The 14,621-nt window shown below is 51.7% G+C and carries 16 protein-coding genes; 1 reads left to right on the top strand and 15 read right to left on the bottom strand.

Annotated elements, in window-relative coordinates; all coding sequences use genetic code 11:
- Nucleotides 1-13: 13 nt before the first annotated feature.
- The 7 genes from NSS88_RS15960 to ureA are packed head-to-tail and all read right to left on the bottom strand — an operon-like array spanning nt 14 to nt 5,008.
- Complete coding sequence (locus NSS88_RS15960; RefSeq protein ID WP_011231412.1) at nt 14-829, bottom strand: urease accessory protein UreD; 816 nt, start codon at nt 827-829, stop codon at nt 14-16.
- Complete coding sequence (gene ureG / locus NSS88_RS15955) at nt 826-1,440, bottom strand: urease accessory protein UreG (RefSeq protein ID WP_011231413.1); 615 nt, start codon at nt 1,438-1,440, stop codon at nt 826-828. Before ureG ends, NSS88_RS15960 begins: the two co-directional genes overlap by 4 nt.
- A 49-nt stretch (nt 1,441-1,489) precedes the next feature.
- Nucleotides 1,490-2,167 carry an urease accessory protein UreF gene (locus NSS88_RS15950; protein WP_055357899.1) on the bottom strand — a complete coding sequence of 226 codons (678 nt, stop codon included), beginning with the start codon at nt 2,165-2,167 and terminating at the stop codon, nt 1,490-1,492.
- The gene (ureE, locus tag NSS88_RS15945) at nt 2,160-2,606 is read right to left on the bottom strand and encodes an urease accessory protein UreE (protein ID WP_341085411.1); all 447 of its coding nucleotides are present in this window, start codon (nt 2,604-2,606) and stop codon (nt 2,160-2,162) included. Before ureE ends, NSS88_RS15950 begins: the two co-directional genes overlap by 8 nt.
- A 10-nt stretch (nt 2,607-2,616) precedes the next feature.
- Nucleotides 2,617-4,326, bottom strand: coding sequence for an urease subunit alpha (gene ureC, locus NSS88_RS15940; RefSeq protein WP_341085264.1), 1,710 nt, complete (start codon nt 4,324-4,326; stop codon nt 2,617-2,619).
- A complete protein-coding gene (locus tag NSS88_RS15935) occupies nt 4,323-4,658 on the bottom strand; it encodes an urease subunit beta (RefSeq protein ID WP_055357897.1) in 336 nt (111 codons plus the stop codon). The genes ureC and NSS88_RS15935 overlap by 4 nt, the downstream gene beginning before the upstream one ends.
- Before the next feature lie 44 nt (nt 4,659-4,702).
- On the bottom strand, nt 4,703-5,008 hold the full coding sequence (gene ureA, locus NSS88_RS15930) for an urease subunit gamma (protein ID WP_020755308.1): 306 nt from the start codon (nt 5,006-5,008) through the stop codon (nt 4,703-4,705).
- A gap of 172 nt (nt 5,009-5,180) precedes the next feature.
- Between ureA and NSS88_RS15925 the strand changes: the two genes are divergently transcribed.
- Entirely contained in the window at nt 5,181-6,617 is a 1,437-nt protein-coding gene (locus tag NSS88_RS15925; RefSeq protein WP_095859072.1) for a DDE-type integrase/transposase/recombinase, read from the top strand.
- A gap of 331 nt (nt 6,618-6,948) precedes the next feature.
- On the opposite strand, the gene urtE is transcribed toward NSS88_RS15925, so the two are convergent.
- From urtE to NSS88_RS15885, 8 genes are all read right to left on the bottom strand, one after another.
- Nucleotides 6,949-7,650 carry an urea ABC transporter ATP-binding subunit UrtE gene (gene urtE, locus NSS88_RS15920; protein WP_055357888.1) on the bottom strand — a complete coding sequence of 234 codons (702 nt, stop codon included), beginning with the start codon at nt 7,648-7,650 and terminating at the stop codon, nt 6,949-6,951.
- Complete coding sequence (urtD, locus tag NSS88_RS15915) at nt 7,629-8,393, bottom strand: urea ABC transporter ATP-binding protein UrtD (protein WP_055357887.1); 765 nt, start codon at nt 8,391-8,393, stop codon at nt 7,629-7,631. The genes urtE and urtD overlap by 22 nt, the downstream gene beginning before the upstream one ends.
- Nucleotides 8,368-9,426 carry an urea ABC transporter permease subunit UrtC gene (gene urtC, locus NSS88_RS15910; RefSeq protein ID WP_055357886.1) on the bottom strand — a complete coding sequence of 353 codons (1,059 nt, stop codon included), beginning with the start codon at nt 9,424-9,426 and terminating at the stop codon, nt 8,368-8,370. Before urtC ends, urtD begins: the two co-directional genes overlap by 26 nt.
- Before the next feature lie 11 nt (nt 9,427-9,437).
- Nucleotides 9,438-10,331, bottom strand: coding sequence for an urea ABC transporter permease subunit UrtB (urtB, locus tag NSS88_RS15905; RefSeq protein WP_055357885.1), 894 nt, complete (start codon nt 10,329-10,331; stop codon nt 9,438-9,440).
- Between the two features lie 61 nt (nt 10,332-10,392).
- Nucleotides 10,393-11,649 (bottom strand): urea ABC transporter substrate-binding protein, encoded by a 1,257-nt coding sequence (urtA, locus tag NSS88_RS15900; protein WP_055357884.1) that lies wholly within the window; start codon nt 11,647-11,649, stop codon nt 10,393-10,395.
- A 290-nt stretch (nt 11,650-11,939) separates the two neighbouring features.
- Nucleotides 11,940-12,329: a PDC sensor domain-containing protein gene (locus NSS88_RS15895; protein ID WP_235468428.1), complete on the bottom strand. Its 390-nt coding sequence runs from the start codon at nt 12,327-12,329 to the stop codon at nt 11,940-11,942.
- Complete coding sequence (locus tag NSS88_RS15890; protein ID WP_235468426.1) at nt 12,326-12,907, bottom strand: hypothetical protein; 582 nt, start codon at nt 12,905-12,907, stop codon at nt 12,326-12,328. The genes NSS88_RS15895 and NSS88_RS15890 overlap by 4 nt, the downstream gene beginning before the upstream one ends.
- Before the next feature lie 458 nt (nt 12,908-13,365).
- Nucleotides 13,366-14,613: an ArgE/DapE family deacylase gene (locus NSS88_RS15885; RefSeq protein ID WP_055357883.1), complete on the bottom strand. Its 1,248-nt coding sequence runs from the start codon at nt 14,611-14,613 to the stop codon at nt 13,366-13,368.
- Nucleotides 14,614-14,621: the final 8 nt, after the last annotated feature.

Raw genomic sequence — 14,621 nt, 5'->3', positions numbered from 1 at the left:
TTCCTTTCCCTTGTCAATATTTCCTCCAACAGACTGGCGCTTTCTCACCGCATTGTTGGCGAATGAACTGTTGGACGCGTTGGAATATCGCTTCGATGACCGATGTTTCATACGCCAATATACGTACAGAAAAGCCTGGAACGGCCGCCGCTGAAAAACCGCAGCGAACCTCTTGCGGCATCTCTTCCATGAATTGGTTGAACTGTTCTAACACTTCCTTTGTGATAAACGGAGAAAGAGCCACGAATGATCCGACATGCGTGTAGCCGCCGAGCTGCAGCATGCTCGTTAAGTGTTGCCGCGAGTCCAAGTACAGATGATCAAACAGAACGAGCGCCTCGTCTTGATACACCTTCAGTTTCGAGCGAATCCAATCATAGCGGAACAGCTCGCCGCTTTCCGACCATCCAGGCGTGATGATTTCGCCATAAACAAACGTGGAGCTTGGCGTGATGTACACCGTCGTTTCTTGATAAAAGCGCGCATGCTCATAGGCGATCGTCGGGTCGGGGAAATATTCAAGTACGCTTTGCTCCCCAAGTGACAATCGTGTATACTGCCTTACAGGCGTTGAAGGAGTTTTGTAGATTTTCGCCGCCGACTGGGTCGTCACCATCAACCGGGCGCTGGGCTCGAGGAAGATTTCCATATCATATGAATCCCCATCGACATACCCGCCGCCCACGTGGACAAGATATAACGTCGGATGAGCCGGGTCGAGGTAAACAGGACGCATCAGTTTCAGCGCCCCTTCACTATAGTTGTCCAAAATGACGGTGCGGCCGTTTTTCACGACCGCTGTACATCGCAAACGCCCCGTCCAGCTCATTCTTCCAGCCCTGCCAGCAGCACCTGTTTTTCGATCCAATCCACAACGTCAAAAAGACCAATCTCTTCTTTTAAATTTGTAAAAATGACCGGCTTCGCCCCTCGCGCTGCTTTGGCGTCCCGTTCCATCACTTCCAGACTGGCGCCGACGTAAGGGGCAAGATCGATTTTGTTGATCACGAGCAAATCCGACTTAATCATCCCCTGTCCGCCTTTGCGCGGAATTTTCTCCCCTTGGGCGACGTCGATGACATAAATGGAGAAATCGACCAACTCCGGGCTGAAGGTCGCCGCCAAGTTATCGCCGCCGCTCTCGATCAAAATGAGTTCCACATCTGGATGGCGCCGTTTCAGTTCATCAATGGCCGCAAAATTCATTGATGCGTCTTCGCGAATGGCCGTATGCGGGCACCCGCCCGTTTCGACGCCGATAATCCGATCTTCCGGCAAGACGCTATGTTTGATTAAAAATTGGGCATCTTCTTTTGTATAAATATCATTCGTAATGACCGCGATGCTAAAGCGGCGATGCATCGCCCGCGTCAGCTTCTCGACAAGCATCGTTTTGCCGGCGCCGACCGGGCCGCCGATGCCGATTCGTACCGGTTCCATTCTGGATTCTCCCTTCTCTGTCCTTCTTTCGTTCCACGTCAAACAAGATTTACGACATAAACAATCGAACAGGAAGACGTTCATGCTGCATTTGCGCGATTTCCAAGCCGATGGCTGCCGCCCCGAGCTCCTCTTCGTCGAGTGTCTCGATGATGCTCGCGGCATGAATCAAATATGGCTGCGCCATGACGAGCAGCTTTTGCCCGTCCGTCTGGCCGAGGGGAATGCCGCGAACCGCGTTTTGCACCATCGTTTGTACGGAAGCAAACAAATACGTCAGCACCGTCGTTTGTTTGACTGCTCCGATTTTGCGGCCAACCGCCGCAAACACAATGGCCGGATGAATGGACCGCGTCGTTTGCACGATCTCATCCAATTCATCGACTCCGTAAATGTCGCGGCACAGTTTCCATAAGCGCCCCCCAATCATTCTCGTTCCTTCTCGCGTTTCCTTCGCCAAGCAGAGAGCAAACAGCGTGTCGTTCAGCCGCCGCAGTCCTTCCATACGGTCGACTTCCAACTGCTCATAGGCGATCCGGCACGCCAATCCATCCGTATACGTCAGCTGGGTCTGAATATAAGCGACAAGCACATCGCCAAACGTTTTGGCATCGCAAATTTGTTCATTGTACATGTATGTTTCAAACCCAAAGGAATGGGAAAATGCTCCAGACGGAAAATTCGAATCGGAGAGCTGCAGCAGCCACAACAACTGTTGGTCAGTCATGGCGATGCCCGATATGGCGGAACGCTTGTTTTACTTTCCGTTTTTCCCTCTTGTACGGGATGCCGAGTTGCTGGAGCAGCTCTTCGACTAAATAGTCGTATTGGACGAGCATTTCCCCTTCCTCGAATTGGGCGGGCAAGTGGCGGTTGCCGAGCTGATGAGCAATCTCCCCCATTTGTTTCATGGAAACAGGCTGGATGACAAGCAAATCATCGGGAAGAACGGATACGACAATGGCATTATGCTCATCCATCCATAACACATCTCCGTCTACCAATTCTTTCGTTTCTTTCAAGCGAATGCCAATCTCCCTCCCATGGTCGGTCACGACCCGCTGGATTCGTTTCACTAAATCGTCGCTTGCCATGTACACCCGTTCGATGTGCGGGGGGAGAGAAGGGAGGGTTTGAATGTTTCCGATAACCGTTTCTACAATCATCATCATCACCTCAAAACAGAAAATATCGTTGCGCCATGGCCACCACTTCGGCCGGCTCGCACGTAATGAGCCGCCCGTCGACCTTCACTTCATACGTCTGCGGATCGACATCGATTTGGGGCATGGCGTTATTGAACACCATATCGTGTTTCGTTAACGAACGAATGTTTCCAACCGGTTTGACGATTTTGTGCAATCGCAGTTTGTCAGGGACGCCGCGTTCGAACGCCGCTTTGGACAAAAACGTAATGGACGTTTTCGCGACGGCGGCGCCATAGTTGGCGAACATCGGGCGGTACAGAGCGGGCTGCGGCGTCGGAATGCTGGCGTTCGGGTCGCCCATCACGCTGTAGGCGATCATCCCGCCTTTGATGACGAGCTCAGGCTTGACCCCGAAAAAAGCGGGATGCCAAACGACCAAATCTGCGAATTTTCCGACTTCGACTGACCCGACATACTCCGCGATGCCATGAGTGATAGCCGGGTTGATCGTATATTTGGCTACATACCGTTTGACGCGAACATTATCGCCCCGCCCCGTTTCCTCCGGCAAGCGGCCAAACTGTTTTTTCATTTTGTCGGCCGTTTGCCACGTGCGCAAAATGACTTCACCGACACGCCCCATCGCTTGCGAGTCGGAACTGATCATGCTGAAAGCGCCGATGTCGTGCAAAATGTCTTCTGCCGCGATCGTTTCTTTGCGGATGCGCGAATCAGCAAAGGCAATGTCTTCTGGAACGGACGGATCTAAATGATGGCACACCATTAACATATCTAAATGCTCATCGAGCGTGTTTTTCGTATACGGCCGCGTCGGGTTCGTGGAAGAAGGCAAAATGTTCGGGAAGCTGGCGACTTTCATAATATCGGGCGCATGCCCCCCTCCGGCTCCTTCCGTATGGTATGTATGAATGACGCGTCCGTTAATGGCCTTCAGTGTATGCTCGACAAACCCGCCTTCATTCAACGTATCAGTATGAATGGCGACTTGCACATCGTACTCATCCGCCACTCGCAAGCACGCATCAATCGCTGCCGCCGTCGTTCCCCAGTCTTCATGAAGCTTGAGTCCCACCGCTCCGGCGCGCACTTGCTCCGCGATCGGCTCTTTCGCCGACGCGTTGCCTTTTCCTAAAAACCCAAGATTCATTAGGAACGCTTCGGCGGCTTCAAGCATCCGGTAAATGTTCCACTCTCCCGGCGTGCACGTCGTGGCATTCGTTCCGGTCGCCGGCCCGGTCCCGCCGCCAATCATCGTCGTAATGCCGGATGACAGGGCGGTTTCGATTTGCTGCGGGCAAATGAAATGGATATGGGCATCCACTCCTCCAGCGGTCACGATTTTCCCTTCGGCCGCGATCACTTCCGTTGAGGCGCCGATGACAATATTGACGCCGTCCATTAACAGCGGATTCCCCGCCTTGCCGATGGCGGCGATGTTTCCATCTTTGACCCCGATATCGGCTTTGTAAATGCCGGTGTAATCAACGATGACGGCGTTCGTCAACACTAAATCGACCGCTTCGTCGCGGACAGCGAGCGGATGCTGCCCCATCCCGTCGCGAATCACCTTCCCGCCGCCGAATTTCACTTCATCGCCGTAAACGGTATAGTCATGCTCAATTTCAATCCACAAGTCTGTGTCCGCCAACCGGATGCAGTCCCCGGTCGTCGGTCCAAACATATCCGCGTATTGCCGTCTTGACATGGAAAAACTCATTCTCTTGCTCCCTCCTTCCCATTGTCATCAAGCGGACCATTGACCATATTGTTTAATCCGTACACCCGGCGCTTGCCGGAGAACGGGACAAGCTCCACTTGCTTCGCATCCCCGGGTTCAAAACGGACCGCTGTCCCGGCTGGAATGTTCAAATGTTTTCCGTACGCCGCCTGCCGGTCAAATTCAAGAAATGCGTTGACTTCAAAAAAGTGAAAATGGGAACCGACCTGCACCGGGCGGTCGCCGCGGTTTATGACCGTCAGCTTCGTAACCGGCTTTTGCCGGTTGCACGCAATCGGTTCGTCGCGCAATCGGTATTCTCCTGGGATCATAAGATCACTCCTTTATCCACCTTCATCGGAATCGGCCGGCGCTATTACGACCGGATCGGCTGGTGGACCGTGACGAGTTTCGTGCCGTCCGGAAACGTCGCCTCGACTTGAATCTCGTCGATCATGTCAGCGACGCCTTCCATCACATCATCGCGCGTCAAAATCGTTGCGCCGTATTGCATCAACTCCGCCACCGTCCGCCCGTCGCGGGCTCCTTCCATCAGTTCATACGTAATGAGCGCCACCGCTTCCGGATAATTTAGCTTCAAGCCCCGCTCTTTCCGGCGGCGCGCCAAATCAGCGGCAACGACGATCAGCAGCTTTTCCTGTTCACGCGGAGTCAGTTTCACTCATCTCTTCCCCCCTCTTAATGCTCGGGGTATTGTCAAAAGTTTATCCTCCACACTCACGGTTTTCCCTTGAGTTTCAACGGTTGGAAGAAAAAAAGCTTGCCACCCCCGTTGTTTTCGGCCATCATTGAGGTAACGACACCCAACAGCCAAAACAAAGGAGTGACAAGCTTTGTTACCTCAATTATTAGCCTATTTGCTCGAAATAATCAAGACCCAATATCAAATCATTGTGTATTTGATGGGTGTGATCGTGGGAAAATCCTTGAATCTCGAGGACTTGGACGAACCCATCCAAAAGCCGTACCGGAAACTTCAGGTCGATGACCTTCCGATCATCGATGTGCCGGAAACCCTTGATTACCGGAAGCTGTTGGCAGACTATGAAGCCCAGCACGGACGTCCTTTACGGCCCATCCAGCGCCGCGCGAATGCGAAACACCGTGTTCCGGATTCGTTGACCTGCCCTCGCTGCCAGGCTCCCTCTTCTTACCTGTACGCCAATAACGGCGGAAACGGGCAATACCAATGCAAAGTGTGCCAGTGCCGGTTCAACCACCGAAATCGGTTCACCAAGCAAGCGGTCTTTCGCTGCCCGCACTGCAAAAAGACGCTGGAAAAAATCAAGGAACGCAAAGAATACAACATCTATAAGTGCAAGAACAACGCTTGCCCGTTTTACCAGGCCAACCTTCGCCGGATGACGAAGAAGGAGCGCCAACAGTTTCAACAGGATCCTCAAGCCTTCAAGGTGCGGTATTTGTTTCGAGAGTTCTTGTTTGACTTTCTCCCGTTGGCTTCCTCGTCGCTCATCAAGCCGAAGGTCGATTTGTCCCGGCTGGCTGCGTCGCCGCACGTGTTGGGGCTCGTGTTGACGTACTACGTCAACTTTGGGATGTCCTCGAGGGAGACCGCCGCCGCCATGAAGGACATCCATGGCGTCTCGATCTCCCATCAGACGGTGCTCAACTACGCCAACAGCGTCGCGCTTTGGATCAAGCCCTTTGTCGACCGGTTCCCGTATGAGCTGTCCGGTTCGTTTTGCGGGGACGAGACGTATATTCGCGTCAAAGGGCGCTGGCATTACCTGTTCTTTATGTTTGACGCCGTCAAAAAGATCGTGCTGTCGTATCGCGTCTCGCCCAACCGGGACACGCTCTCGGCCATCAAGGCCATCGATGATGTCCTCAGGAAGCTAGCGTCCCTCCCAGACGACTTGTCGTTCGTCGTGGATGGCAACCCGATTTACCTGCTGGCGCAACACTTCTTCGCCCAACACGGGATTTCATTTGACGTCCGCCAAGTGATCGGGCTGACCAATGAGGATCCGGTCTCGGAAGAGTTTCGCCCTCTCAAGCAGATCATCGAGCGATTCAACCGGACCTTTAAAGGCAACTACCGCCCGACCCATGGGTTTGGTGCGGAAGAAGGCTCGGTGTCCTTTGTGACGCTGTTTGTGGCGTATTTCAACTTTCTGCGCCCACACAGCGCGCTCGAAGGCCGGGTGCCGGTCGTCATCCCGGAACTGGCGGATCTTCCGCATATGCCGGCCCGGTGGACGAAGCTGATCGCCATGGCACAAGCGTTTCTCCAACAAGAGGCGGCCTGACTTTTTTGTCCTCCGGAGCCCGTTGAACAGAACTCCTGCCGGATTCGGCGAAGCGAACCCTTGACCAACCGAACACCGCCAAAGGTAAAATTCGGTCATGGCAAGGGCGGCTTTCTTATTGCCTTCTTTTTTGTCCCCGTCGCCCTTGACGACTCTTCCGCACCTTTGGCGGGTGTTGGTCAAGGGCGAATCCGGCCCTCCGCATGCCCCACGATGCTCAATGGGATGATCTGTGTGGAGTTTTCATAGAACTTTTGACGCTACCTGAATGCTCCCGACTATACTCGCAGGTTCAAAAAATCTCTCATTCGCTAACACCGCTGTCTGCTGCTTAAACAGCAAGAAACGATTGAATATAAGTCAAATCAGCCCCATCGACATCCCCTTTCGCCACGACAGCACCGCGATCCAAAATATAGAAACGATCGGCACAAGAAAACGCCAGCTCCACGTTATGTTCGACCAATATGATGCCAACCTGCTTTTCTTTGGCAATTTTCATAATCGCATCATGAATCAACGCAACGATCGAGGGCTGAATGCCTTCCATCGGTTCATCAAGCAAGAGCAGTTTCGGCCGGCCGGCCAACGCGCGGGCAATGGCCAGCTGTTGCTGCTGTCCGCCGCTTAAATCTCCTCCTTTTCGCTGGCGCATCTCTTTTAAAATCGGGAACAGCGCGTACATTTCATCCAGAGTCGGCTGGGGACGGACTTTTTCGGCCTGCGCTTCCAGCCCGAGAAGAATATTTTCCTCCACCGTCAACGCCGAAAAAATTTCCCTCCCTTGCGGCACATAGCCGATCCCCGCTCGCGCCCGCCGCTCCGGCGGCCATCGCGTGATATCTTCCCCCTCCCATTCGACGACGCCTGACATCGGGCGAATCAACCCGATGATCGTTTTCATCAACGTCGTTTTTCCGACTCCGTTTCTGCCCAACACCGCCGTCACCCGACCAAGAGGAACATCCATGTCAACATGATCGAGCACCACACTTCCGTCATAGCCAGCCGTTACATCCCGGAGGCGCAGCACGCGTTTTTCCCCCTTCCAAGGTACACATCGATCACTTGTTCGTTTTGCTGCACTTCATCCATCGATCCTTCGCACAATACTTTTCCTTCATGCATGACTGTCACTTGTTTGGAATAGCGGCGGACAAAGTCCATATCATGCTCGACAATAATGACCGCACAATGTTCGGCCATTTCATGGAGCCATTCCCCCGTGCGCTCCCGCTCCGCCGCACTCATGCCGGCGATCGGCTCATCCAATAGGAGGAGCTGCGGACGCTGAATGAGCTGCATGCCGATTTCCAACCACTGCTTTTGGCCATGAGACAGTGAGCCCGCTAAGCGATGACGTTCATCGAGCAATCCAATTTTCTCTAGCTGTGCTGCCATCATTTCTTTCTCTTCTCCAGTCAACTTCGCCCGCAAAACGGAACGCAGACGCCGATCTTGTCGCATGGCTAACTCCATATTTTCCCACACCGTCAAAAACGGAAAAATGGAAGGGCTTTGAAACTTCCGGGCGATCCCCATTTGCACAATTTCATATTCGGGCCGTTTCGTGATGTCATGGGAGAAAAACAGCACTCGGCCGTCCGTCGCTCTCGTCCGCCCGCAAATGACATCGAGCAGCGTCGTTTTTCCCGCTCCGTTCGGACCGATCAAAAATCGCACTTCATGGGGGTAAACCGCGAGATCGACGCCTTGCAAAGCGCGAAATCCATCGAAGTCAACGACGACGTCACGACACATCAACACGGGCTTCACATTCATGCCCCCTTTTTTCTTTGATGCGAACGGCAGCGAGCGATTCATAAATGCCCGCCAATCCCTTCGGAACAAACAGCACAACAACGACAAACAAGGCGCCTAACAAAAGCAGCCATAGATCTGGATAATTTTCGCTTAAAAAGCTTTTCGCCGTGTTCATGACGATCGCGCCCATAATCACGCCCATGAGCGAGTGGCGTCCGCCGACAGCAGCCCACAGCACCATTTCGATTGAAGGAATAATCCCCATCATCTCCGGGGAAATGAGCCCGACTTGCAGGACAAACAATGCGCCTGCCACTCCGGCAAAGGCGGCTGACAAACTATACACAAACACTTTATAGACGGTCGGATTAAACCCTAAAAAACGAACCCGATTTTCAGCGTCGCGAATGGCAATGAGCACTTTTCCTAGCCGACCAGTCGTTAGACGGCGCGTCATAACGAAAATGAGGGCAAGAACAGCTGCTGTCAGCCAATACAACACAATTTGCGTAAGCGGCGATGATAACGAAAAGCCGAACACGGTCGAAAAATTGGTCAAGCCGTTCGTTCCACCCGTCCATTCTTGCTTGCCGATAAACAGCGTAACAAACACGACAACAACCGCCTGGGAAAGGAGAGAAAAATAGACGCCTTGAATCCGATTTTTAAACGTGAAATAGCTTAATAGGGCAGCCAGCAATGTAGGCAAGACGATCGCGGCGGCGATGGCCACGACAGGATGCGCAAACGGCTTCCAAAACCACGGCAGTTCGCGCACGCTGCTCCATTCCATAAAATCAGGCAAATGCCCTTGCGAAGCTTCGAGCTTCAAATACATCGCCATGCAATAAGCACCCAATCCAAAATACACCCCATGGCCGAGGCTCAAAATGCCGGTATAGCCCCAAATGAGAGAAATGCCGACCGCCACGATGGCAAAGCAAAGAAATTTGCCAAGCAAAGACAGGCGAAACTCCGTTAAATAAAATGGCGCAAGAAACAAAGCAACGAAAAACAGCCAGTATCCCCAACGTTTGTTCACCATGCTCCCTCCCCTCAATCGAGCGACCGCGTTCTCACGCTAAGAAGACCGGACGGTTTCCATTGCAAGAACGCAATAATCAAAACGAACACAATGACTTTGGCGATGGTGGCGCTTGTGGAATATTCGACAAAGGTGGAGATTAAGCCGAGGCCAAACGCTCCCAGCAGCGTCCCGGCCAGTTTTCCCACTCCCCCTAAAATGACGACCATAAACGCATCGACAATATAGTACGTGCCGATCGTCGGCCCAATCGGCCCAAGCAAGGTCAACGCACATCCCGCCACCCCCGCCAATCCTGAACCGATCGCAAACGAGTATGCATCAACTTTCTGCGTGGCAATGCCGAGGCAGGCTGCCATCGACCGGTTCATGGTGACAGCCTGAATGCGTCGGCCAGCTCTTGTTCTCGTTAAATACATATAAAGAAAGAACACGATCGCCAATACAAGACAGAGAATAAACAACCGTTTATACGGAAACACCGCCCCAAACAAGCGGATTCCACCATCCAGCCAGCTTGGCGGCACAACCGCCACGTTGGGCGCCCCAAAGATGAGACGGGCCGTCTGTTGCAAAATCAAACTGATCCCCCATGTCGCCAACAAACTGTCCAGCGGGCGGTGGTACAAATGGCGGATCAAGCTTTTTTCCAACCCCCACCCAAGCAAGGCAGCGATGAGAAACGACGACGGAATGGCAATGACAAAGTACATCCCCGCTGATTGCGGCACATGATGGGCAAAGATTTGTTGAATGACGTAGGTTGTGTACGCGCCGACCATCATCAGTTCACCGTGCGCCATATTGATGACGCCCATCAATCCAAAGGTGATCGCCAACCCAATGGCGATCAAAAGCAAAATCGAACCGACGCTCAGCCCGTTGAATAATTGGTCAATAAACATCGCCGTCCCCCTCTCATGTCCGCTGGGCGAGAAGGAAGGAAATCCCTTCCTTCCAAGTGAACTATTCACTTAATCCTTTCGCCCATGGGTAGCTTTTTAAATACGGATCCGGCTTCACCGGCTGACCGGAATTCCATAACTCTTTGAATTGTCCGTCCGCTTGGATTTCACCAATGCGCACCGTTTTCCATAAATGCTGCGTTTCCCCGTCAATTTTCACCGTTCCTTCCGGCGCCTTGTATTCAAGGCCGGCCGCCGCTTTTTTCACTTGATCCACATCAAAGGAGCCGGCTTTTTTCACTGCTTCGGCCCATAAATGAACGGCTGTATACGCCGCTTCAATCGGATCATCGGTCACGCGGTCTTGCCCGTACTTTTCTTTATACTTTTGTACAAACGCCTTATTTTCCGGTGTATCGGTCGTCTGAAAATAGTTCCACACAGCCAAGTGACCAGCCAACACATCCGGCCCGATCCCGCGTATTTCTTCTTCCGCGATACTGACGGACATCACCGTCACGTCTTTCGGTGTGATGCCAGCGTCTTTCAACTGTTTGAAAAAGGCGACATTGCTATCGCCGTTGAGCGTATTGAAGACGACAGCCGGTTTCACTTGTTTGATTTTGCTGATAATGGTGCTATAATCGGTATGGCCGAGCGGCGTATATTCTTCCCCGACCACTTGCCCACCTTCGGCCTTCAACTGGGCCTTGATGATTTTGTTCGCTGTCCGCGGAAAGACGTAATCCGATCCAAGCAAGAAAAACGTCTTGCCGCGGTTTTTCAGGAGCCAGCTGACCGCTGGAACGATTTGTTGATTCGTTGTCGCCCCAGTGTAAAAGATGTTCGGAGACGACTCCATCCCTTCATATTGCACCGGATACCAAAGCAGCCCGTTGTTTTGCTCCACAACCGGAAGCATCGCCTTGCGGCTCGCCGATGTCCAACCGCCAAAAATGGCGGCCACTTGATCTTTTTGCAGCAATTTTTTCGCCTTTTCGGCAAACGTCGGCCAGTCCGACGCCCCATCTTCCACAACCGGTTCAATTTTCTTGCCGAGCAGCCCGCCCGATGCATTGATTTCCTCAATGGCCATTAACTCGGCATCGCGCAGCGACACTTCACTGATGGCCATCGTTCCGCTTAACGAGTGCAGGATTCCTACTTTGACCACATCCCCTTCTTTGCCAGCCGAAGATGAATCATTTTGATTCTCGTTTTTGGCTTGATCCACTGCTGATGACGCCGCACATCCCCCCAGGGCAAAAACGCTGATGCATAAAAGCAACCATAATTTCCGCATGAATGTTGGTTTCATTCGCACACCCTTCCCCCTATTCATTTTGAAAATCAATGAGTCCCTATACCTCGTTCATCTGGCAAAGCGGCCTCCCTCCCTTGTTCCTCAAAAGCGATGCATGTTCTCCACGTTGAGGATTTGTTCTTGATTAGCAGTATAAGGCCCACGTTTCACGGACTCAACATATTTGTCATATTTTATTACACATTTTTGTTATATTTATTATCAATCATCTTCCGACCAATCAGCCAGGTCGAAAAACAAAACATGCCCCAAAAAGGCACACATGCACCTTTTTGGGGCAGCGTTCATTTCACAAGCGACAAATCCACTCCAATGACCCCGACAATTTGACCGTTATGATCCCTAATGGGAGCGGACACCGTGACGCAAAGATGTTTCGTCAATGCCGATACATACGGATCGGAAACATACACTGTTCCTCTACAAGCTTCCTGAAACCACGACCGGACTTTGGCGTTGACCAAGCCCGCCGGCGGATTCGAATAGACAAACGCCCCATCAAGACGATTCGACCAGACAGCCTCAATCTCTCCATTCTCAGATAAAAATCGATCCAGCACGCGTTGATGCATGGCCTCATCCATTTGTTCCAACGGAGCTGACTGAAGCAAAGCCGATAGTTTCTGAATCGTGTTTTTCACGACCGCATCATCGACAGAAATCGTTTCTCTCATCCAATCACGTCCGACCGTTTGCTGCAGCTCCTCCGCTGTCTTTTGCAGCGCTTCATTAATGCGTAAAATCTGTTCGACGCTTTCTGCGAAATCTCGCCGATCGCTGATATAATTTCATTGATGCGTCGCGAATGATGAACGAGATGGTCCATTTGTTCCAATAACGTTTCATGGTGGGAGCGCAGTGTTCGAATTTCTTTTTGCAACGTCTCCAATGAATTCCATGAATGCAGCCAATGTTCGGAAAACTGCTGGCTGCTCGCATACATATCACGTGAAGATGCAGCGATTTCCCTAGCCGCCTCCTCGATTGTTCGCATTTTGTTCGCCACTTTTTCCGTATACTCCACCGTTTTCTCGCTATGGTCCATCAGCTCTGCCGCACTATTCCGGCTTGAATCGGAAATGTCATTCAGCGAAAGTGCCGCCATCTTCATCTGTTCCATCGCTGCTTTGAGCTGATCAACCGCCACAACAATTTGCCTTGCAATTTGTTGCGGTCCTCCCTGCGTTTCCTCACGTCGAGGCTGATCCAGTTCGCGCTTTATTTTTCGTTCCGCACGTCTCGCAAAAATCAATGAGTGTCACTCCTTATGTAATATTTTATTACATGATTATAACATAAAATGAATACAAAACAAACTTTCAACTAATGATAGGCACTCACCATCCTCCATTGAAGACTTTTCTTTTGTAACGCCGCACCATACCAAGCGTACAAAAAAAGTGAGGGTGTCCCAAAAAGGATTGGAACACCCTTTCTTATTACTGTATATAGGCATAAAGCAATCACTAAGAAAAGAAACAATATGTCGTGTTTTGTTTGAGGAAAATTCCCCTTTTGGGCCAGCCCCTTTTCGCCTGCCTTTCCTCACCGTTTTCTGACTAAGTTTATCTCTCCACTTCTATAGCATGAAGAAGTCAACCGGCTTTTCAAAAAACGACGGATACTCTTGAGCAAGAAACCTCCGCGTGATGGCCTTTTCCCTTATTTAATACTATTCCGAACTGCTCCACGCTGATAAGACGGACTCGTTTACTCCTCTTTCCGCAACAAGTCATACAACGTAAGAGCCACGATTTTGGTTGCTGCAATCAAATCATCTATCCGAACGTGTTCATCCGCCCGATGGCCGTTCGCTTCAAGCAACGTGCGCGGACCAGCGCCAAATAGTACAACCGGAACACCCGCTTCCGCAAAGTGCCGTGCATCAGTGTAGAGCGGAATTCCATGAATTTCTGGTTCTCCTGTCATGATTTCCTTCCAATTTGCCACAAGCGTTTGAATGAGCGGGCAATCGGACGGTGTCGGCTCAAAACTTTTGGCCAAAAGAATTCGATCGCATTCTACTTCAATCCCCTCATAGCGCTCGGCTGCCCGTTTGACTAACTGTCGAATCTCCATTTCCACTTGCTCTCCGTCTTCTTCAGGAATCAAGCGGCGATCAATGCGAATAGCGCATTGGTCAGGCACAACGTTCGTGTTAATCCCCCCCGAAATCAACCCGACAACTAAAGTAGGGGAATCAATCCCCGGAACCACCGAACGTTTCTGTTGCAACGTTTCCCGATAAGCATAAAGGGCCTGCAATACGCCCGTCATCGCCTCAACGGCATCATACCCTGTATATGGCGCCGCTGCGTGGGCCGACTTGCCTTTCGTGCGAATTTCAAGATGAAGGCAACCGTTATGAGAGTTGACAATCGAATGCGTAAATCCAGCTGAAATCGCCATAGACGGCTGAATATACCCGTTTTCTATCATCCATTTCGGGCCAATTTCTCCGCCTGTTTCTTCATCAAAGTTAAAGGCAAGCGAGACGGTCCCCGAAAGCTTTTCACCCACTTGCCGAAGTGCCATGACTGCAAACGTATAGGCGGCAATGTCCGATTTCGATACCGCTGCTCCGCGCCCGTATATTTTCCCGTCGACAATTTCCCCGCCATACGGATCATACGTCCAGCCAAGCCCCGGGGCTACGACATCCCCGTGGGCGTTGAGGACAATTTCTGGGCCATCGCCAGATCCAAACGTCGTTTTTGCTACGACGTTCGCTACCCGTATCATCCCTCGTTCCCTTACTTTCTCGGCCTCCACCTCCAGCAGCTCGGCATCATAAAAGGAAAATTGCTGCAACCGCTTATAGATATGTTGGGCAATGGCATAGCAATCACCAGGTGGATTGTCTGAAGGAATGGCGACCAACTCGCGGAGAAATTCAATAATTTCTTTTTTCTCCATCTCGATCCAATCGATTATGTTTTGTTTCTCGTGAGATAGCATAATACGGC

The organism is Geobacillus sp. FSL W8-1251 (genome assembly GCF_038005945.1).
In the GTDB taxonomy this organism is placed as follows: Bacteria; Bacillota; Bacilli; order Bacillales; family Anoxybacillaceae; genus Geobacillus; species Geobacillus stearothermophilus.
Note: the sequence above shows the minus strand (reverse complement) of the source record. Positions and strands in the feature narration are given on the sequence as shown.

Bases quoted from the DNA above. Each gene is read 5' to 3' on its own strand.
- ureG (WP_011231413.1), bottom strand. From the start codon at position 1,440: ATGGAACCGGTACGAATCGGCATCGGCGGCCCGGTCGGCGCCGGCAAA.
- ureE (WP_341085411.1), bottom strand. From the start codon at position 2,606: ATGATTGTAGAAACGGTTATCGGAAACATTCAAACCCTCCCTTCTCTC.
- NSS88_RS15895 (WP_235468428.1), bottom strand. From the start codon at position 12,329: ATGAGAGAAACGATTTCTGTCGATGATGCGGTCGTGAAAAACACGATT.
- NSS88_RS15950 (WP_055357899.1), bottom strand. From the start codon at position 2,167: ATGACTGACCAACAGTTGTTGTGGCTGCTGCAGCTCTCCGATTCGAAT.
- NSS88_RS15960 (WP_011231412.1), bottom strand. From the start codon at position 829: ATGAGCTGGACGGGGCGTTTGCGATGTACAGCGGTCGTGAAAAACGGC.
- urtB (WP_055357885.1), bottom strand. From the start codon at position 10,331: ATGTTTATTGACCAATTATTCAACGGGCTGAGCGTCGGTTCGATTTTG.
- urtA (WP_055357884.1), bottom strand. From the start codon at position 11,649: ATGAAACCAACATTCATGCGGAAATTATGGTTGCTTTTATGCATCAGC.
- ureC (WP_341085264.1), bottom strand. From the start codon at position 4,326: ATGAGTTTTTCCATGTCAAGACGGCAATACGCGGATATGTTTGGACCG.
- NSS88_RS15935 (WP_055357897.1), bottom strand. From the start codon at position 4,658: ATGATCCCAGGAGAATACCGATTGCGCGACGAACCGATTGCGTGCAAC.
- urtC (WP_055357886.1), bottom strand. From the start codon at position 9,426: ATGGTGAACAAACGTTGGGGATACTGGCTGTTTTTCGTTGCTTTGTTT.
- NSS88_RS15885 (WP_055357883.1), bottom strand. From the start codon at position 14,613: ATGCTATCTCACGAGAAACAAAACATAATCGATTGGATCGAGATGGAG.